This window comes from Pseudogemmobacter sp. TB195 (assembly GCF_058313095.1).
Genome location: NZ_JBZEGG010000006.1, coordinates 79,912 through 99,870 on the forward strand (window position 1 = coordinate 79,912; position 19,959 = coordinate 99,870).

16 protein-coding genes are annotated in these 19,959 nt (G+C 62.5%); 9 read left to right on the plus strand and 7 right to left on the minus strand.

Annotated features, from left to right (window positions below):
- Positions 1–222 precede the first annotated feature (222 nt).
- The 6 genes from AC4FS3_RS08120 to AC4FS3_RS08145 all read left to right on the plus strand — a co-directional run bounded on the left by AC4FS3_RS08120 (position 223) and on the right by AC4FS3_RS08145 (position 7,151).
- Positions 223–711, plus strand: coding sequence for a TnsA endonuclease N-terminal domain-containing protein (locus tag AC4FS3_RS08120; protein ID WP_491020117.1), 489 nt, complete (start codon positions 223–225; stop codon positions 709–711).
- Positions 708–2,858, plus strand: a complete 2,151-nt coding sequence (locus AC4FS3_RS08125) for a TnsB C-terminal domain-containing protein (protein WP_491020118.1) — start codon at positions 708–710, stop codon at positions 2,856–2,858. Before AC4FS3_RS08120 ends, AC4FS3_RS08125 begins: the two co-directional genes overlap by 4 nt.
- A gap of 2 nt (positions 2,859–2,860) precedes the next feature.
- Complete coding sequence (locus AC4FS3_RS08130) at positions 2,861–3,808, plus strand: TniB family NTP-binding protein (RefSeq protein WP_491020119.1); 948 nt, start codon at positions 2,861–2,863, stop codon at positions 3,806–3,808.
- On the plus strand, positions 3,805–5,589 hold the full coding sequence (locus tag AC4FS3_RS08135; protein WP_491020120.1) for a TniQ family protein: 1,785 nt from the start codon (positions 3,805–3,807) through the stop codon (positions 5,587–5,589). The genes AC4FS3_RS08130 and AC4FS3_RS08135 overlap by 4 nt, the downstream gene beginning before the upstream one ends.
- A gap of 334 nt (positions 5,590–5,923) precedes the next feature.
- Entirely contained in the window at positions 5,924–6,616 is a 693-nt protein-coding gene (locus AC4FS3_RS08140) for an SOS response-associated peptidase (RefSeq protein WP_491020121.1), read from the plus strand.
- A 19-nt stretch (positions 6,617–6,635) separates the two neighbouring features.
- The gene (locus tag AC4FS3_RS08145; protein WP_491020122.1) at positions 6,636–7,151 is read left to right on the plus strand and encodes an SOS response-associated peptidase family protein; all 516 of its coding nucleotides are present in this window, start codon (positions 6,636–6,638) and stop codon (positions 7,149–7,151) included.
- A 62-nt stretch (positions 7,152–7,213) separates the two neighbouring features.
- Here AC4FS3_RS08145 and AC4FS3_RS08150 read toward each other — a convergent pair whose 3' ends face one another.
- The 6 genes from AC4FS3_RS08150 to bcoG form a co-directional block, all read right to left on the minus strand.
- Entirely contained in the window at positions 7,214–8,017 is an 804-nt protein-coding gene (locus AC4FS3_RS08150; RefSeq protein WP_283176143.1) for a carnitinyl-CoA dehydratase, read from the minus strand.
- Entirely contained in the window at positions 8,017–10,008 is a 1,992-nt protein-coding gene (locus AC4FS3_RS08155) for an acetate--CoA ligase family protein (RefSeq protein WP_491020123.1), read from the minus strand. Before AC4FS3_RS08155 ends, AC4FS3_RS08150 begins: the two co-directional genes overlap by 1 nt.
- A gap of 295 nt (positions 10,009–10,303) precedes the next feature.
- Positions 10,304–10,621: an Rdx family protein gene (locus AC4FS3_RS08160; protein WP_283176146.1), complete on the minus strand. Its 318-nt coding sequence runs from the start codon at positions 10,619–10,621 to the stop codon at positions 10,304–10,306.
- A complete protein-coding gene (locus tag AC4FS3_RS08165) occupies positions 10,622–11,785 on the minus strand; it encodes an acyl-CoA dehydrogenase family protein (protein ID WP_491020124.1) in 1,164 nt (387 codons plus the stop codon).
- Between the two features lie 4 nt (positions 11,786–11,789).
- A complete protein-coding gene (locus tag AC4FS3_RS08170; RefSeq protein ID WP_491020125.1) occupies positions 11,790–13,256 on the minus strand; it encodes a carnitine 3-dehydrogenase in 1,467 nt (488 codons plus the stop codon).
- Between the two features lie 107 nt (positions 13,257–13,363).
- Complete coding sequence (gene bcoG / locus AC4FS3_RS08175) at positions 13,364–14,278, minus strand: 3-dehydrocarnitine:acetyl-CoA trimethylamine transferase BcoG (protein ID WP_491020126.1); 915 nt, start codon at positions 14,276–14,278, stop codon at positions 13,364–13,366.
- An 86-nt stretch (positions 14,279–14,364) separates the two neighbouring features.
- On the opposite strand from bcoG, the gene AC4FS3_RS08180 reads away from it, so the two are divergent.
- From AC4FS3_RS08180 to serA, 3 genes are all read left to right on the plus strand, one after another.
- Entirely contained in the window at positions 14,365–15,345 is a 981-nt protein-coding gene (locus AC4FS3_RS08180; RefSeq protein ID WP_491020127.1) for a GlxA family transcriptional regulator, read from the plus strand.
- Positions 15,346–15,458: 113 nt separating this feature from the next.
- Positions 15,459–16,613: a phosphoserine transaminase gene (locus AC4FS3_RS08185; protein WP_491020128.1), complete on the plus strand. Its 1,155-nt coding sequence runs from the start codon at positions 15,459–15,461 to the stop codon at positions 16,611–16,613.
- 76 nt (positions 16,614–16,689) lie between these two features.
- On the plus strand, positions 16,690–18,285 hold the full coding sequence (serA, locus tag AC4FS3_RS08190; protein WP_491020129.1) for a phosphoglycerate dehydrogenase: 1,596 nt from the start codon (positions 16,690–16,692) through the stop codon (positions 18,283–18,285).
- 136 nt (positions 18,286–18,421) lie between these two features.
- Here serA and gnd read toward each other — a convergent pair whose 3' ends face one another.
- Positions 18,422–19,831 carry an NADP-dependent phosphogluconate dehydrogenase gene (gene gnd, locus AC4FS3_RS08195; RefSeq protein WP_491020130.1) on the minus strand — a complete coding sequence of 470 codons (1,410 nt, stop codon included), beginning with the start codon at positions 19,829–19,831 and terminating at the stop codon, positions 18,422–18,424.
- Positions 19,832–19,959: the final 128 nt, after the last annotated feature.

A 19,959-nucleotide genomic window follows, 5' to 3' on the forward strand; every position in this document is an offset into this window, starting at 1 on the left:
AAAGCCCCTCCTGGTGGAACAGGAAGGGCCTTCGAAATTAGGCGTCGATTGGAACCGACTCTTCTTTCATCCCCCGAGACGCAGAAAAAGTCAACCCGCCGGAATTGTTTCGGCGGGGCCTGTCCCTGCATTTCCTGAAAGGAGGCGGAAGCGCTTCTTCCCCCCGCGCCAAACGGCAGCGGCCCGGAACACCTGCGCTCCGAACACTACATGATTCAGAATATGATCTATCGTGGGCCGGATCCGAGCCACGCGAGCCGCGACGCCGTGCGCCGGTCCAAGGGTAGCCTTCGCGGCAGCATGATCGCCATGCTGCCCGCGTTTACGCGGCCTCGCGTTATCCAGTTCGAAAGCATGCTGGAATATCGCTTTCTGTGCCTGATGCTGGTGCGGGATGATCTCGTCGATATCGTCGAGCAGCCGCCCGCGCTTGTCTACCAACGGCAGGATGGCACCCGGGCGCACCATACCTTCGACTTCCTGCTCCGTATGGCGGACGGTGAACGAGTTGCGGTGGCAATCAAGCCTGAAGAGCGCGTCATCCGCCGGGATTTTGTGACGGAGCTGCGCCATATCGCCGCCGCGATGCCGAAGCATTTTGCGCATCGCATCAAGCTTGTGACGGACGAACATCTGGACAAACGGGCGGCAGCGGACGCCGCGCGCCAACTTATGCGGAACCGCCCGGCGCTGACGGAGGTGGCAGCATGAACATGCGGCTTCGCCTTTCACATGCAGATCTGCTGAGCCTTTCCGGTATCCCCTATCGTCCGGTGGACGTGCAGCACGATTTTATCATCCTCGAACAGGCCGACAGGCCGGGTATCACCCAGAGCTTCACGCATGAAGAGGTAGCCGCCCTTCTTGGGGCGCCGGATACGCGCTTTACGCCGGGATATTACACGGCGGCACGGGCCCGGCTGCGCCAAACATGCCCGGTTGACCTGTTCTCAGAACTGGATGGCGATGTGCGGTCGGTCCTGCTGTGGCAAAAAGCGGCTTGCGACGCCTTCTTGCTCCTGGAGCAGCAAGGGAAGGTCAAACGAACCTACCGCGCGGTCAAAGCGGCGCTCCCGATATTGGAGCATGAGGCAAAAAAGCTTGATGGGCAGAAACTCAAGGACCGTGAAGCTGGGAGGGCGGGAGCACTGATTGTTTCCCGCAAGTTCCCTTGCGCGAAGTCAATATTGCGATGGGTCCGCTTGTACGAGAAAGGAGGTCTTGATGCCCTCGCTCTGCTTCCACGCTGGCATCGCTGTGGCAACCGGGGATTACGCTGGTGCCATGCTTCAGAAGCCTTCGCCTATCAGGTCATCGATATCTATGCATCGGCGCAGCGGCCAACCAAAGATCAGGCCATTGCCGAAACACTGAACCGCTTCAAAGTGGAAAACCTGCGGCGGCTTGAGGCGGGACTGCCTCCGCTGACTGTTCCATCCTCGCGCAGTCTGCACCGTCGCCTGCAGGGGGTGGATCAGTACTATTTATACGCCAAACGCTACGGGATCGATGCCGCGAACCGCAAGTACCGACTCATTGAGACTGGCGTCGAGGTACTGGTGCCAGGTGAGCGTGTCGAAATGGACGAGCACCGCCTTGACGTTATTACCTTTTTGGCCCCCACGGGCGTTCTGGCACATCTGCCTGCGGATCAGGTGGAACGGCTGAAGGGGCGGCGCTGGCTCTATCTGGCGATAGATTGCGCCACGAAGTGTATTCTGGCGATGCGCCTCGCGGAAACCCCGAATGCACAGGATGCAATCCGGACTTTGCGGGACGTCTTTGTCGACCGGACGCCCTATGCCCTAGCCGCTGGCTGTGAAAGCACCTGGGACCAGCGAGGCGGGGTTGGCGGGCTGGTCACTGATCAGGGAGCGGCCTTCATGTCGGTAGATTTCCGGGCCACCGCAACGGCACTTGGCCTGACCATGCACTTCCCGCCCGCAGGCATGCCCCATCTGCGCGGCATCATCGAAACCATGTTCCGCACGATTGGATATAAGTTGATGCCCCTTCTTTCCGGGCGGACTTTCTTCAATCCGGTCGACAGGGGCGACTACCCCTCTGAGCAGTTGGCCTGTCTCGATGACGACGACCTGATCCGTGTCCTGCTGACCTTCTTCGTTGATATCTATCACAATGAGCCCCATCGGGGGTTGCACGGTGAAACCCCGGCCGATTGCTGGAAACGGCTTTCGAAAGAACAAGGTCTCCTGCCCATTCCAGATGGCCTGACACTCAGAAAGGTCTTTGGCCGCCCCATGAGCCGGAAAATCCGGGGTGACGGCGTGCTGTTTGCGGGCTTGTCCTACAGCTGTCCGGCACTGCGGGAGATGTTCCTGCATGCCCCAGAGCGCGATGTGGAAATCCGTGCTGATCTTTTCGATCTCGGATGGATCGCCGTGAAAGTCGGGGCTGGGTGGCATGCCGCGATCTGCAATCACCAGGGCTTTGATGGCATCAGGTATACGGACTGGCAGGAAGCTTGCCGCGCCCTGCGGATCAAGCATCAGCGGGCGGCCTCCCTTGCGGAAGACGTGGTGCATCGGGCTATTGCCCGCATCTCAGACACCAATCGCGCCGCCGCTATACGGATGCAACTGACGCCGTTCCACGTCACCGACGCCGAGGTCGCCCGGAATGAAAAGGCCCTGCATTACTCGCTGACCTCTTCGGCAGGGCATGTCGGTGACGGGATGCACACCGGCGATCCGCTGGCCGATGGCATCGATATCATCCCGATCGATTTGCCTGCGCCCGGTGAAACAACCGAAGCGCAGGTTCCAGCGCCACGACCCTCCGAGCAACCAGCCACATCCCGAAAAACCTGGACCTTTGACGATGAAGCGGAGCTTTGACCATGAATGATATCATCCGTAGCACCGCCCTGAAGATCGCAACGTTGCGTGGGCATTATGTCCGGCACGAGAGATTTGACCCCCTGCAGGCCCGCTTCCGGCTGTTGGTCGAAAAGCGGCTTGCCGATATCGCGGGCGGGCGCAATGCCGAGGCCCATGGCATTGCCCTCTCGGGCGCATCTGGAACCGGCAAGAGCTGCGCAATCGCGCAACTCATAGCCAGATCCCGCCAGGATCTTGCTCAATCTTCCCTGCCATCTGCCGCAATCATCAGCCTGAGGGTGCCCTCTCCCGCCACCCTGAAGTTCGTTGGCCAAACAATCCTGCGTGCGCTCGGCTATCATCTCTCTTCTGAGCGGCAGGCCTGGTATATCTGGGATCTGGTGCGTCATCAGCTGCGCGAACGTGAAGTTCTCTTTCTTCATCTCGACGAAGCGCAAGACCTGAGCAGCCGTGGCACCCGGCATGAACTCGATGCTGTGGCCTCGATGCTGAAGACCCTGATGACGGACGAGGATTGGCCGGTTGGCATTCTGCTGTCCGGGACGCAGGAGCTGGAGAGCATTCTGAATCATGACCCCCAGCTTGCCCGCCGGATGGACACGGTCCATTTCGGGGCGCTATCGCCAGTCAGCCATGCCCCGGATGTGGCAGGTCTTATCGAGAGTTATGCGCGTCGCGCGGATTTGGGTCTGGCAGAGGACGCATCGGAAATCGCGCTGGCGGAGCGCCTGATCCACGCCGCGGCGTTCCAGTTTGGCATTGTCATCGAGATCATCATTGGCGCGATAGAGATGGCACTGATGGAAGGCGGCGATCATCTGGAATGGCGGCATTTCAAACTGGCATATGAGGTGCGCAGCTCCTGCGCCGATGCATTCAACCCCTTCGTTGTCGATGATTATCACCGCATCGACAGCCGCAAGGTTTTCAAGCGGGGGGACGAATGATGTTTTCGGCATTGCAATCTTTGCCCCTGTCGGTGCTGCCCGTCGCGGGCGAAAGCGCGACATCGCTGGCCGCGCGCCTCGCGCGGCGCAACGGTGCGCCGAGGCTGATCACGTTCTGCTCAGATATGGGGCTGGACCATCGCGGCCTGACCAATGGCAGCGATACCGAAATATTTCGCCTGGCCGCCTTGGCCGGTTGCGCGCCCGAACTGCTGCTCGACTGGACGCCACGCCTCACCGCCGACAGCTGGTTCCACCTCGGGCAGGAGCGGATCAAGTTCACGGCCTTTGCCCGAACCAGGATCCGGGCATGCCCCACCTGCCTTGCCGAGGGTGAGACCGCGCATCAGGCAATCTGGCAGCTCAGTTCAATACGCCGCTGCAGCCAACATGGTTGTCTGCTGATCGAGCTGCCTGTCTTCCCCGGCAACAAGGAGATCTTCGATTTCGCCTTCCACGCCGCGCACGTGCGGGCGGGAAGCTTTGATACGATCACAGCGGATGAAAGCCAGCTGGAAAACTACCTGCTCGCCCGCATTCAGGATGGCGCAGGGGAAGACTGGATAGATAGGCTGCCTTTCCATGTCACAGCCCAGACCTCTGAAAACCTCGGGGCGCTGATCCTGCTCGGCCCGGATGCACCCCGCGATCTGATTACCGAAGCAGAATGGCATCAGGCGGGCAGTATCGGCCTTTCGATCCTGAAGCGCGGTCCTGACGCTTTTTGCGACACGCTGAAGGAGCTGCAACGCGCGGTCCCGCTCGATGCAGCACTATACCGAACCCGGTATCGCCTGTTCTTCGACTGGCTGCGGTATCGCGATGACGATCTGGATTTCGACATTATCCGCGACCTGGTCCGGGAATTCATTTTCCAGAACTACCCGGTTGCAGAAGGCGCCGTTGTCCTCGGCAAACCATGCCCGCGCCAGCTGGTGCATTCTATCTCTACCGCAAGCCGTGCCTATGGCGTGACCCGCTGGCAACTCGGCCGGCGCCTCACGGCGCTTGGTCTGGCTCAGCGCAGCTCGGATGATCGTGATTTCCGGCTGACCGATTATGTCCCGACGGAAATGATGGGCCAGATCGCGGGTGATTTCGCGGCGCTCATGAATGCGGGCGATGCCGCGAAGTGGCTGGGCATCGCCCGGTTTCTGCTGACCAAACTGACCGATGGCGGCGTGGTGCAGAAGTTTTTTACCGAGAAACATGCATCGCCGCTCTACCACCCGCGCGATCTGGATGCTTTTATCAACGGCCTGGACCGGCTGGCGGAAGGTGGTCAGATCAACCAGGACTGGCTCGATATCCCAACGGCGGCGCATCGTTTGCACTGCCCGACCGACCGGCTCACGGCTATGATCCTGAAACTTCATATCCCCCTGCGCCGCGATATCGGCTGCGACAGCAGGTTCCGGGCATTCCGGGTTCACCTGACCACTCTGCGCGAGGCGATCTCCTGTCCTGTCGATGGGGCGTTGCCACCGGGAACGGCAGCTCGAATGATCGGCGTCGACATCCGGACGCTGCGCGCCCTGATCGGCGGGGCATATGTGGAAAGCGTCACAGCAGTCGAACCCCAGAGCGGGCGGCATCGCCGGTACATTTCAGAAAACAGCCTGGAAGAGTTTCGGCGAACCTACATCACCGTGACGCAGCTGGCCGCGCGAACCCGTCGCAACCCTGGCGCTGAAGCCATCATTCAGGCCGACCGCGGCATTGTGCCCCTGCCAGTGCCCGAGCGATGTCAGACCATCTATCGTCGCGCCGACATCGGCTGATCGAGAACAAAGGGCCGGTGTTCACCGGCCCTTTTGTTTTGCCGGGTTGGGACAATCTATGTGGCAAAAATGGACGGTCGAGTGCGTCATCCAGAAAGTGGGCATCAGATTTCATTGGGTTCTTCGACGCGAAAATGGAACATCTACGTGGCGCTTTTCAAAACAAAGACTTAAGATGCAAATAACCCGTCCAAAAAGGCGGGGTTTTGCTTTGGGGTAACGCTCAGGGTAACTTTGGCGCGGGCTACGATACCCGGCCAAGTGACAAGAACATCATTCTCGCAACAGGGATGATAAGCTGCCAGGCGACTCAGTGAGCGGCAGGAGCAAGGCGATGTGCGGGCGCGTGGTCGATCCGAACCTGAGATCCGAGGGGCTGGACACGAGCTGGCTCAAGATCAATCCGATTCCCCGCCGGTTCAACGTCAAGCCGACCGAACCGCTCCTGATCCTCGGGAAGCACCCTCTTGAGGCTATGGTCGCGCACTGGTGGCTGATCCCTTCATGGTTCGACGGGCCGGAGGCGAAGGACTGGAAGGCGACGACCTTCAACGCCCGGATCGAGGAGGCACGGGAGAAGCCCGCCTTCCGCCGGGTCTGGCGGCGCGGGCGCTGCCTGATCCCGGTCGGCGGCTTCTATGAATGGACCGGCCATAAGGGCCAGCGGCAGCCGCAATTCATCCGCTCAGCAGGGAACGAGGAAACTCTGTTCCTCGCCGGGCTGGCAATCCGCTGGCGCGATCTGCTGACCTGCACGATCCTGACTCGGGCCGCGAACCAAGACATGCGGGATCTCCACGACCGGATGCCGGTCATCCTCGATGTCGAAGAGCGTGACGCCTGGCTGGGCGGGTCGGAGGATCTGAACCTCGGCGCGGATGCGAGGGTTATCCATCAGCCGGTCAGATCTTTTGGAGCCAACGACGATGCGGGGCGTTGTCAATTTCGGGTCAACCGTTGGGGAACATGGGGCCAAGGGCTGTTCCCCGGCCAAAGGCCAGAACCATCATTCGCGCAACAGGGATGATAGTCCGCTCAGCAACTCAGTGAGCGGCAGGATCAAGGTGATGTGCGGGCGCGTGGTCGATCTGAACCTGAGATCCGAGGGGCTGGACGCGAGCTGGCTCAAGATCACTCCGATCCCCCGCCGGTTCAACGTCAAGCCGACCGAGCCGCTGCTAATCCTCGGCAAGCAGTCCCTTGGGGCCATGCTCGCGCGCTGGTGGCTGATCCCCCCATGGTTCGACGGCCCGGAGGCGAAGGATCGGAAGGCGACGACCTTTAACGCCCGGATCGAAGAGGCGCGGGAGAATCCCGCCTTCCGCCGCGTCTGGCGGCACGGGCGCTGCCAGATGCCGGTCGGGGGCTCCTATGAATTGAACGGGGCGATGGCCCCCGGCAGCAGCATTTCATCCTCTCGGGCAGGGAACGAGGAAACCCTGTTACTGGCTGGTAGATGCCCCACATCGCGCGCCCCAACACCATCGGCAACTGGATCCAGGTCCAAAATATCCGACGCCCGCATCAGCCACTTGCCATGCGGGCGCCATAATCGTTATTAATATCAGTATTATATCTGAAAAATGACGCAGCGGGGGCCAATACGATCCTGCACCCCGCGCCCTCAGCGCCCCTTCCAGACCGGGTCGCGTTTCTCGGCGAAGGCTTTCGCGCCTTCCAGCTGGTCTTCCGAAGAATAGAGCCGGTCCACCGTCGGCATCAGGCGTTTGGTGATGCGGTTCAGCGCGTCCTGGAAGCGCATGTTTTCCGCTTCGCGCACCACTTCCTTGATAGCGGCATAGACCAGCGGCGGGCCGGATTCCAAAAGCCGCGCCAGCTCCCATGCCTTCGGCAGCAGCTCATCCGGCTCGCAGATCTCCTTGATAAGGCCCCAGCGGAAGGCCTCTTCGGCGTCGAACCAGCGGCCCGTGAGCAGCAGATCCATTGCCACATGATAGGGGATGCGTTTGGGCAGTTTGATCGAGGCCGCATCGGCGACCGTGCCCGAACGGATTTCCGGCAGCGCGAAGGTCGCTGACTTTGAGGCCAGGATCAGATCCCCCGAAAGCGCGAGTTCCAGCCCGCCACCGCAGCAGATGCCCTGTACCGCGACGATCACCGGCTTGTTGAGATTGGGCAGCTCCTGCAACCCGCCAAAGCCGCCAACGCCGTAATCGCCGTCCACGGCATCGCCCTCGGCGGCGGCTTTCAGATCCCAGCCCGGGCAGAAGAATTTCTCGCCGGTCGAGCGCAGGATACAGATGCGCAGGCTGTCATCATCGCGGAAGTCGCGGAAGACAAGGCCCATGACGCGGCTCGTCTTCAGGCTGATCGCATTGGCCTTGGGCGCGTCGAGCGTCACCTCAAGAATGGCGCCCTCGCGCCGGGTTTTCACCGGGCCTTCGTCCCGCATCTGCATCTCAGCCATCAGTCTCTCCGTATCAGGGCATCCACTGCCACTGCGCCCGTCTCGCGCAAAAGCACCGGATTGATTTCAATTTCTTCCAGACTGTCATCGCCTGCCATCAGATGGCCCAGCCGGACGGCAATCGTGGCAAATGCCGCGACATCCGCCTTTGGCCGGCCTCGATAGCCGTCAAGCAGCGGCCAGAGCCGCAGGCGCTGCATCGCGGTCAGGATCTGCGCCTCATCCGCGGGCCAGACCAGGGTGACGGTATCCGCCAGCACTTCCGCTGTGACACCGCCCATACCAATGGTCAGGGTCAGGCCGTAAACCGGATCGCGGCCGATCCCGAGAAGCATCTCGGCGATGATCCCCGTCACCATTTCCTCGGCGAGATAGCCGGTGGCACCGGGCATCTCTGCCTCACCCTCCAGCGAGGCAAGGCCAAGCCGCACCGCGCCGGCCTCGGTCTTATGCGCGAAACCAAGACCCTTGAGCGCAATGGGCGCCGTCAGACCCGTCGCCTGGGCCTGCACCTCGGCAAGCGTGGCGCCGGTCACTGCGCGCGGCACCGGGATGCCGGCTGCCGCCAGCAGCGCCTTGCCCTCGGCCTCGGTCAAAAGCCTGGTCTCGCGTGGGGCGAGGGCTTTGACCGGCTCCCAGCCGGGGGCGCCCTTGGGCGTCTGCGCCGCGCGGATCGCCGCCAGCGCGGTTTCAAAGCCCAGAAGCGTGCAGACCCCCTGCTCCATCAGCCCCTGCACCCGTGCCTCGCCGAAATTCTCGGAAATCGAGACCACGGGAAAGGCAGGCTTGCCGGTTGCCTTCTGCGCCGCGACGATGGAGTCGAGCGCCGGGAAATAGCTCGACGGGTCGCAGCGGTCGTCCCTCGGCATGTCGATCACATAGAGCCCGGCATCGTAGGGCTCCAGCATGGCGCTGAAAACCTCGGTGGTCTTTTCCAGATCACCCCAGATGAAAGTGTTGTAATCCAGCGGGTTGGCAATGGTGACGATCGGCCCGAGCGTCTCCGAAAGCCTTTTGCGACTGGCCTCGGGCACCGGCGGGAAGCTGAGCCCGAAAGGTGCAGCCAGATCCGCGGCCATACCAGCCTCGCCCCCCGAACAGGACAGCGAGCAGAGCTTCGTCCCAAGGCGCGGCCCGTGGAGGTGGAAGATCTTAAGCGTCTCGATCAGCTCGGAAGGGCTGTTGACCTCGGCAATCCCCAGCTGCGCGAGAAAGGCCGAAGAGGCCGCACCGCCCCCCGCCAGCGAGGCCGTATGCGAGGCGGCGGCCACGCGCGAGGCCTCGGTCTTGCCGGATTTGATCGCGACCACACCCTTGCCCATCTCTGCCGCCCGATGTGCCAGACGGGCAAAAGCGGGGGCGTCATCGATCCCCTCGATATACATTCCGATGGCGGTGACGCGCGGGTCGTCAAGCAAGGCCCCCGCCAGCTCGGCCAGCCCGACCACTGCGGCATTCCCCAGACAGGCGACATAGGCAATCGGCAATCCGCGCTGCTGCATGGCAATATTGACCACGACATTCGAGGATTGGCTGAGCAGCGCCACGCCCTTTTCAACGCGCACGCCGCCATGCTGATCCGGCCAGAGCAGCGCCCCGTCGAGATAATTGATCACGCCATAGCAGTTCGGCCCGAGGATCGGCATTTCACCTGCGGCCGCGACGAGGCTCTGCTGCAGCTCCGGCTCGCCGGCCTCGGTCCAGCCGGCCGCAAAACAGATGGCACCACCGGCGCCACGTTCCGCAAGCTCGCGTGTGACCTCTACAGTCGCGAAACGGTTCACCCCGATGAAGGTGGCATCCGGCGCTTCGGGAAGATCTGCGACAGATGCATAGGCCTTCAGCCCGCCGATCTCGGACTTACTCGGGTGGATCGGCCAGACCGGCCCGTCAAACCCCATCTTGCGGGTCTGTTCGATCACGTTGAGCGCCCAGCCCGCGCCAAGAACGGCGATATGCCGCGGGCGAAGTAATCTGTCGAGCCGGTTCATGGCCAGACCCCCAGCCCGTGCCCGACAAGGGGGGCTGTCTGCCCCCCACGGCGCCGCAAAGCGTCGCCTCCCCCCGAGGATATTTTCAGACAGAAAATGATAACATCCCGCCCCTTCATCCAGAGCGGGATGCCATTTCCCGTCACAGTCATCGGCGTCCCCGCCTGTACTGTGCCTCCAGCCTGATGATCAAAGGTGAATGTTCGGTTAAGTATGAACTGTGTCTGCTGCATTTTCTGTCTCTAAATATCCCGGAGGTCCGGAGGCAGAGCCTCCGGGGGCAATCAGAAGCGGCTCAGTCGGGAGCAATGTCAGTGCTGCGATCCACATGGCCCAGATCGCGCTCGGGCCAGACATGATCGCGGATCAGCTTCTTCAGCTGTTTCGAATCCGGAAAGCCCCCCTGTTCCTTGCGATCCCAGATCACGGCGCCATCGAGCTCAATGCGAAACACTCCGCCCGTTGACGGCACCAGCGTCACCTCGCCCAGATCCTGGCCAAAGGTCTGCAGCAGTTCCTGCGCCATCCAGGCCGTTCGCAGCATCCAGTTGCATTGCGTGCAATAGGTGAAGCGGACTTTCGGACCCGCAGCCTTTTCGACCGGATCCGCCATTCAGCCCCCCACCGCGCGCAATAGCTCGCGCGAGATGATGTGGCGCTGGATCTCTGAGGTGCCCTCCCAGATCCGTTCGACCCGCGCGTCACGCCAGATCCTTTCCAGCGGCAGTTCATCCATCAGCCCCATGCCGCCATGGATCTGGATCGCCTCATCCGCCACCATCGCCAGCACTTCGGTGGCCTTCAGCTTCGCCATCGACATATCGGCTTCGGTTACCGTGCCCTGGTCGTATTTCCAGGCGGCCTCCCGCGTGAGCAATTCAGCCGCTTTCAGCTCCATCGCCATATCAGCGAGCTTAAAGCTCACGCCCTGGAATTTGCCGATCTGGCTCCCGAATTGTTTGCGTTCCGCCGAATAAGAGATCGCGTGGTCCAGCGCCCTTTCCGCCCGGCCGAGACAGGTCGAGGCGACCTGCAGCCGTGTCGCGCCCAGCCAGGAATTGGCGACCTCAAAGCCCTTATGTGGCTCGCCAAGCACCTGCCGCCTGTTCACCCGGCAATCGTCGAATTCCAGCACGGCATTGGTGTAACCACGGTGGCTGACATTGCGGTAGCCTTCCCGCACAGTGAAGCCCGGAGTACCTTTGTCGACAAAAAACGCAGTGATCCGCTTTTTCGGGCCGCGCGGGGTGTCCTCTTCGCCAGTCGCCATGAAGACGATGGTGAAACCCGCCAGGTCGGCATGGCTGATGAAATGTTTGGTCCCGTTCAGGATCCAGTCGTCGCCATCTTCGCGCGCCGAGGCCTTCATGCCGCGCAGGTCTGACCCCGCCCCCGGCTCGGTCATCGCAAGGCAATCCCAGGTCTCGCCACGAATGCACGGCATGAGGTATTGTTCACGCTGCTCGGCATTTCCGGCCAGCAGGATATTTGACGGCCGCGCCACGCAGGTCCAGTGCAGGGCGTAATTGGCGCGCCCCAGCTCCTTCTCGTAAAGCAACCAGGACAGGGTATCGAGGCCTGCACCGCCGACCTCGGCCGGCATGTTTGCGGCATAAAGCCCGGCCTCGATGGCCTTTTTCTGGATCTCGCGGATCAGATCCAGCTCCAGCACGCCCGAGCGCTCAACCTCCGCCTCATGCGGATAAAGCTCGTTCTCGACGAAAGCGCGGGTCGTCTCGACGATCATCTGCTGTTCTTCGTTCAGGCCAAAATCCATGACGTCAACCCTTCTTCTGGCCAATGGCGCGGCCCGCGCCCTCGGGCAGTGGCAACCCGGCCTGGGCCTCGGCCACCGCCTTCAGCTTCGCCCAGACCTCGGGCGCCGCCCGCACGGTTTTCCCCGCCTTCATATCGACATGCAGGCAAAGCTGCTCGATGGTCGCGACCACCTCGTCGCCCTTCAGGATGCGCACGAAAGACCGGAACCGTTTCTCATCGGCCGAGATGATCTGCAGCGTACCGGTGAGCCTGTCACCGAGCTTCGCCTCGCCGAGATGGCGGATATGGGTCTCGGCAGAATAATAGCTGTGCCCCGCCTCCACATAGTCCATCCCGGCCCCGATCAGCCGCAGAAAGGCATCCGCCACTTCGGAATTGCAGAAATAATAGCGGCTCTCGGTCATATGGCCGTTATAGTCGATCCAGCCCGGCAGCACCTGCATATGGGCCAGCACGAGCGGCGCGGCCTTCGGACCCTGATCGGTGTCGGCATGGAAAATTGCCGCGCGGCGCGCATCATGTTCGCGCAAGACCTTGCCCGCGCCCCAGTTGCGCTCTTTCAGCGCACGCAGAAAGCCAACGAGGTTCTGATCACGGATCCGCTCCAGCTCGCGAATGCCATACATCCCCGATTGCGCATCAGACTGGGAAGACACCAGCTCAACCAGCTCGTCATTGAACTCCGGCACATCCATCAGCTTGGTCCAGGGCCATTTCAGCGCCGGGCCGAATTGTTCCATGAAATGCTTCATGCCCGCTTCACCGCCCGCGATGCGATAGGTCTCGAAAAGCCCCATCTGCCCCCAGCGAAGACCAAAACCCATGCGGATCGCCTCGTCGATCTCTTCGGTCGTGGCGACCCCGTCTTTCAGCATCCAGAGCGCCTCGCGCCAGACGGCCTCGAGGAAACGGTTGCCGAGAAAGGCGTCGATCTCCTTGCGGATCACCAGCGGGAACATCCCGATGTCTTTCATGATCTGCACGGTCTTTTCCACCGTCCCGGGCGTGTTCCTCTCCGACCCGGAGATCTCCGACAAAGGCAGCAGATAGACCGGGTTGAACGGATGGGCGACGATGATGTTCTCGGGCGCCGGGCTGCCGGTTTGCAGATCAGACGCCTTGAACCCGCTCGTCGAAGACCCGATCAGCACGCCGGGATTGGCCTGCTGCAGCTGGGCATATACCTTGTGCTTCAGCTCGATCCGCTCGGACACAGACTCCTGCACATATTCCGCGCCCTCGACCGCCTCGGCCATGGTGCCCGCAAAACTCAGGCGCCCCTCCGGCGGCATCGGCACATCCGACAAAGCCGGCAAAGCCAGCCGCGCATTCGAGAGCACCGCATTGATCTTGCGCTCTGCCTCCGGATCGGGGTCGAACACCGCCACATCCCAGCCATTCAGCAGAAACCGCGCCGTCCAGCCTCCGCCAATGACGCCGCCACCGATAATCGCCGCCTTACGCGCCATAGCACGCGCTCCCTTCCCTGACCCCGGCACTCCATTGCTGCGGGAGAGCCTTTTCATCTGTCTCTAAATATCCCCGCCGGAGGCATCCGCACCCGGCCAGAGGCGCCTCACTTCGGCAAAGGCGCCCGCTTCTCCAGCTTCAGCCGCGCCCGCACCTCTGCCGGCGTGATCACCCGCGCGCCGAGATTTTCGATGATCGTCACCGCGCGCTCCACCAGCTGCGCATTGGTCGCGAGCACGCCCTTGTCGAGCCAGAGATTATCCTCAAGCCCGACCCGCACATTGCCGCCCGCGATCACGCTCGCCGCCACATAGGCCATCTGGTTGCGCCCAAGCGCAAAAGCCGACCAGTGCCAGGATTTCGGCACATTGTTCACCATCGCCAGGAAAGTGTTCAGGTCATCCGGCGCGCCCCACGGCACACCCATGCACAGCTGCACCAGCACCGGATCGGGGATGATCCCCTCATCTGCCAGCGCTTTCGCGAGCCAGAGATGCCCTGTGTCAAAGGCCTCAATCTCGATCCTCGTGCCGGAGGCCACCATGCGCTTCGCCATATCCCGGAGCATCCCGGGCGTATTGACCATCACATAATCGGCCTCGTTGAAATTCATCGTGCCGCAGTCAAGCGTGCAGATCTCGGGGCGGCATTCGACCACATGCGCCACCCGCTCGGCAGCGCCCGCCATATCGGAATTCGCCGCCATGCGGTTCATGGTCTCGGTGCCGTCGAACAGCATATCGCCGCCCATGCCGGCGGTCAGGTTCAGCACCACATCGGTGCCCGAATCGCGGATGCGTTCGGTCACTTCACGATAGAGCGCCGGGTCACGTGACGGTTTGCCGGTCTCCGGGTCGCGGACATGGCAATGCACCACTGCCGCACCGGCCTTGGCGGCATCAATCGCCGAAGTTGCGATCTGTTCCGGCGAGCGCGGCACATGCGGGCTGCGATCCTGCGTCCCCCCCGACCCGGTCACGGCACAGGTGATGAAAACCTCGCGGTTCATGGTCAGCGGCATGGGAGACTCTTTCCTGTAGCATGGGGCCTGTTGCGCCCGAGATTATCCGGCTTGCCCGCGCACGCTTTGCGATTTACGAATTTTTCATGACGGAAAATGCTATCTTCTCATCAGCACGCGGCCCGCTGACCATTGCGCTCCTTGTGCTGCCCCAGGCCTCGATTCTCGAGGTCGCCTCGGCGCTTGATCCGCTTCGCAACGCCAACCGCCAGCTCGGGCGTGAGCTGTTTCGCTGGCGCGTGGTCTCGCCGGATGGCCAGCCTGTGCCCCTGACCTGCGGCTTATCGCTGCCCTCTGACGGCCCACCCGGCCATGCGGTCGGTGCCGATGCGCTGATCGTGATCTCGGGCTACCGGCTTGACGAGGTTGCAACCCGCCCCCTGATCCGCGAACTGACCCGTATCGCGCCCCGGTTCCAGCTGGTCGGCGGGGTTGACAGCGCCCCCTGGGTGCTCGCCCGCGCGGGCCTGCTGAACGGCTACCGCGCCACCGTTCATTGGGAAGATCTGGAAGATCTCGCCGCCCGCCATCCGCAGATCGAGGTCGTGCCGGACCGCTTCGTGATCGACCGCAACCGCGTGACGATCGGGGGCGCGGCACCGGCGCAGGATTTCATGCTGCATCTGATCCGCGCCCGCCATGGCGCAGGCCTCGCGCGCCAGGTCGCGAACAGCTTTCTGACCGGCGTCCGCCCTGGCCATGAGCCACAAATCGCGCCTTTGCGCCGCGACCCTGCGCTCGACCCGCGCGTCACCGCAGCCGTGCGGCGGATGGAGGAGCGGATCGACCAGCCCGAATCCGCCGCCGCGACCGCCCGCGCCGTCGGTCTTTCGCCACGCCGGCTGGAGATCCTGTTTCGCGACTCATTGGGCACCACCCCTGCGGCCTGGTGCCTGACGCTTCGGCTCCAGGCCGCGCGGAGGATGCTGACGGATACACAGCACCCCCTGGCGGAAGTGGCCCTGCGCACGGGGTTTTCCGGCCCCTCCACCCTGTCCCGCGCCTTCCGCAACGCCTGGGGCGAGGCCCCGGGTGCGCTGAGAAAGTCCCGCAAATCGACGACGTAAAGGTCTGAAACCGGCACTTCAGATTTCTCTTGCGTCACCCCTGCGAGAGGCGTAATCCCGGCGGTGGGACACCTCTCCCCAACGAGAGGCATTTATCTGCAAGGATACCAGATATGGCACTCACCGCCCCGGCCGCGCGCCCGGTCAATCCGCGTTTTTCTTCGGGCCCCTGCGCGAAGATCCCCGGCTTCTCCCTCGATATGCTTGCTGATGCGCCTTTGGGCCGCTCGCACCGTGCCGCTGTTGGCAAGGCAAAGCTGAAAGAAGCCATCGACCTTACCCGTGAGATTCTTGGCGTCCCTGCGGATTACCGCATCGGGATTGTCCCCGCTTCCGATACCGGCGCTGTCGAAATGGCGCTCTGGTCGCTGCTTGGTGCGCGGCCCGTCGAGATGCTCGCCTGGGAGTCGTTTGGCGAAGGCTGGGTGACCGATGTGGTCAGGCAGCTGAAACTCGACGCCACTGTGCGCAAGGCGCCTTATGGTGAGATCGTTGATTTTGCCGAAGTCGATTTCGATAAGGACGTGGTGTTCACCTGGAACGGCACCACTTCGGGCGTGCGTCTGCCCAATGCCGATGTGATCCCTGCCGACCGCGAGGGCCTGACCATCTGCGACGCCACATCTTCGGCTTTCGCGATGGAGATGGACTGGGCGAAGCTGGATGTGACCACCTTCTCCTGGCAGAAAGTGCTGGGCGGTGAGGGCGGCCATGGCGTCCTGATCCTCTCGCCGCGCGCGGTGGAACGGCTGGAAACCTATACCCCGGCCTGGCCGCTGCCAAAGATTTTCCGCCTCACCTCCAAGGGCAAGATCTCGGAAGGGATCTTTGTTGGCGAGACCATCAACACGCCGTCGATGCTCTGCGTCGAAGACTATCTGGTCGCGCTGAAATGGGCGAAGACAATTGGCGGGCTGAAAGGTCTGATCGGCCGGTCGGAAGCCAATGCGAATGAGGTGAAAAGCTTCATCGCAGACAAGGACTGGATCGCCAATCTGGCGGTGGATCCGGCAACGGCCTCCTGCACCAGCGTATGTGTGAAATTCACAGATCTGCGCATCACGGATGGCGCCGCTTTCGCCAAAAATGTTGCAAAAAGGCTGGAGGCTGAAGGCGTGGCGCTGGATGCCGGAGCCTATCGCGATGCGCCTCCGGGCCTGCGGATCTGGTGTGGTGCGACGGTCGAACAGGCCGATGTGCGCGCGCTGATGCCCTGGGTTGAATACGCATTCAACGTCGAGATTGCGGCGCTGACTGTCGCAGCCTGATTGGTCTTCGGGGGCGTCCGCGCCCCCGCCCTTCACAATTCTCTCCCCCTGAGACCCCCATTCAAGGAGCCCCACAATGGCCCCCCGCGTTCTCGTATCCGACGAATTGAGTGAAACCGCTGTCCAGATCTTCCGCGACCGTGGCGTCGAGGTCGATTACCTGCCGAAGCTTGGCAAGGACAAGGAAAAGCTGGCCGAGATCATCGGTCAGTATGATGGTCTGGCGATCCGTTCGGCCACCAAGGTGACCGAGAAGCTGCTGGCTTTGGCCACCCGGCTGAAAGTGGTGGGCCGCGCCGGGATCGGGGTCGACAATGTCGATATTCCGGCCGCGTCGAAAAAGGGCGTGATCGTGATGAACACGCCGTTCGGCAATTCGGTGACGACCGCCGAACATGCGATTGCGATGATGTTTGCGGTGGCGCGCCAGCTGCCCGAGGCGAGCGTCTCGACCCATGCCGGCAAATGGGAAAAGTCGAAATTCATGGGGGTTGAGCTGTTCAACAAGACCCTCGGCGTGATCGGAGCCGGCAATATCGGCGGCATCGTCTGTGATCGCGCGGTGGGTCTGAAGATGAAGGTCGTGGCCTTTGACCCCTTCCTGTCAGAAGAGCGCGCGAAACAGCTGGGTGTGACCAAGGTCGAACTGGATGAGCTGCTTGCACGGGCCGATTTCATCACGCTGCATGTGCCGCTGACCGACAAGACCCGGGGCATTCTGAACGCCGAGACCATCGCGAAAACCAGGCCGGGCGTCAGGATCATCAACTGCGCGCGGGGCGGGCTGGTCGATGAGGCGGCGCTGGCCGTAGCTCTGAAATCGGGCCATGTCGCGGGCGCGGCCTTTGACGTCTTCGAGACCGAGCCGGCGACCGAAAGCCCGCTGTTCAACCTGCCGAATGTGGTTGTGACGCCGCATCTTGGGGCCTCGACCACCGAGGCACAGGAAAATGTCGCACTGCAGGTCGCCGAGCAGATGTCGGATTACCTGTTGACCGGCGCGGTGCAAAACGCGCTGAACATGCCAAATGTGACCGCCGAAGAGGCCACCGTTATGGGGCCCTGGATCGGGCTTGCCTCGCATATCGGGTCGTTCATCGGGCAGATGACCGATGAACCGGTGAAGGCGGTGAACATCCTCTATGACGGCCGCGTGGCGGAGATGAACCTGCCGGCGCTGAACCAGGCGGTGATCGCGGGCGTGTTGAAGGCGCATAATCCGGATGTGAACCTCGTCTCGGCTCCGAGTGTGGCGAAGGACAAAGGGATCCAGATCTCGACCACGCGTCAGGATAAGTCGGGCTCGTTTGACGCCTATATCAAGGTCACGATGGTGACCGATAAGCGCGAGCGCTCGGCCGCGGGGACGGTGTTCTCGGATGGGAAGCCGCGGTTCATCCAGATCAAGGGCATCAATATCGACGCCGAGATCGGGGCGCATATGCTCTACACCACCAATGACGACGTGCCGGGGATCATCGGTCTTCTCGGCATGACCATGGGCAAGAACAACGTCAATATCGCGAACTTCACCCTCGGCCGGTCGGCAGTGGGCGAGGATGCGATCGCGCTTCTGTATCTCGACGGGCCGATTGACGCGAAAGTGGTCGATACGCTGGAGGCGACGGGCATGTTCCAGCAGGTCAAGCCGCTGGTGTTCGACGTCGCCTGAACCGGCTGGCGCCGGGGGTTTCACACCCCCGTAAGCCACCGGTGCCTTGAACCGGTGGCGTCTCCGTCGGCTTGCCCGTGGGATATTTAAAGACAGATGAAATAAAAAGGGAGCCGCTCTGGCTCCCTTTTCCTTTTCAGGCGTGGTTGCCCCAGGGACCATGATGGATCGGTTTTCTGTCGAGCCGTTCAAAGCCATGGGCGCCGAAGAAGTCGCGCTGGCCCTGCAGCATATTGGCGGTGCCGCGCGCGGTGCGCATCAGATCGAACCAGGCGAGGCCGGCGGAAAGCGCGGGCAGGCTATGGCCTTTGAGCGCGGCGGTCGCGACCACGCGGCGCAGCGCCTCGTGATGCTGTTTCAGAAGCGCGGTGAAACCTGGTGCGAGGATCAGGTTGCGTGCGGGGTCTTCGCTCAGGGCCTGGGCCATCTGGTCAAGCATCGCCGAGCGGATGATGCAGCCTTCGCGCCAGACCTTAGCGCATTCCGGCAGCGGCACGCCCCAGTTCCAGGTCTTCGACGCCGCATCCAGCATGGTGAAGCCCTGGGCGTAACACAGGATCTTGCCCGCGATCAGCGCGCCTTCAAGATCCTTGAGGCTCAGCGCATCGCCGAGCGGCTGCGGCCCGGCGCCGAAGACCGCCTCACCCGCCTGGCGCTCATCTCGCCGCGCCGAGACATTGCGCGCCATCACGGCAGCCTCGATCACCGGGACAGGTGCGCTGAGATGCTGCGCCTCGATCGCGGTCCAGCGCCCGGTGCCTTTCTGGCCGGCGGCGTCGAGGATCACATCGAGCATGGCGGCGCCGGTTTCCGGATCGGTCGCGCGGGCGACCTTGCCCGAGATCTCGATCAGGTAAGAGCGCAGCGCGCCTTCATTCCAGGCGTCGAACACGGCGGCGATGCCAGGGGCAGCCATATCCATACCGTCGCGCATGAGGCCGTAAACTTCGGCAATCATTTGCATATCGGCATATTCGATGCCGTTATGGACGGTTTTCACGAAATGCCCCGCCCCGCCCGGCCCCATCCAGGTCGCGCAGGGCGTGCCGTCATGTTTCGCCGAAATCGCCTCCATGATCGGGGCGACGCGGTCCCAGGCGGCGCGCGGCCCCCCGCCCATGATCGCCGGGCCGTGACGGGCGCCCTCCTCGCCGCCCGAGACCCCCATGCCGATAAAGGGCACACCCTGCGCGACCGCCTCGGCGGCGCGGCGTTCGGTGTCGTGGAAATTGGCATTGCCGGCGTCGATGATCAAATCATCGGGCCCCAGCAGCGGCCGCAGCGCCGCGATCATCTGATCGACCGCATCGCCCGCAGGCACCATCAGGATGATCGCACGCGGCACGGCAATCGCCGCCACCAGATCTTCCAGCGTCTCGGCCGGGGTGAGACGCGCGGCCAGATCCCCGGCTTCTGCATGGAATTTCTGGGTCACATCATGGCTGCGGTTCCAGACCGCGATCCGATGTCCCTTTTCCGCGATATTGAGTGCGAGGGCCGCGCCCATCACCCCGAGCCCGACCAGACCGATTTCTGCAAGCGCCATCTGAGCCTCCTGAACTGATTTGCCCCCGTTTAGCTGCCGCGCAGTGTTAGCGCAAACACTCCCTGCGGATCTTTGTCGGTGCAGGTCAGGATTGGCTTGCGGCGAGAGGGTTGTCGGCCTAAGCCTTG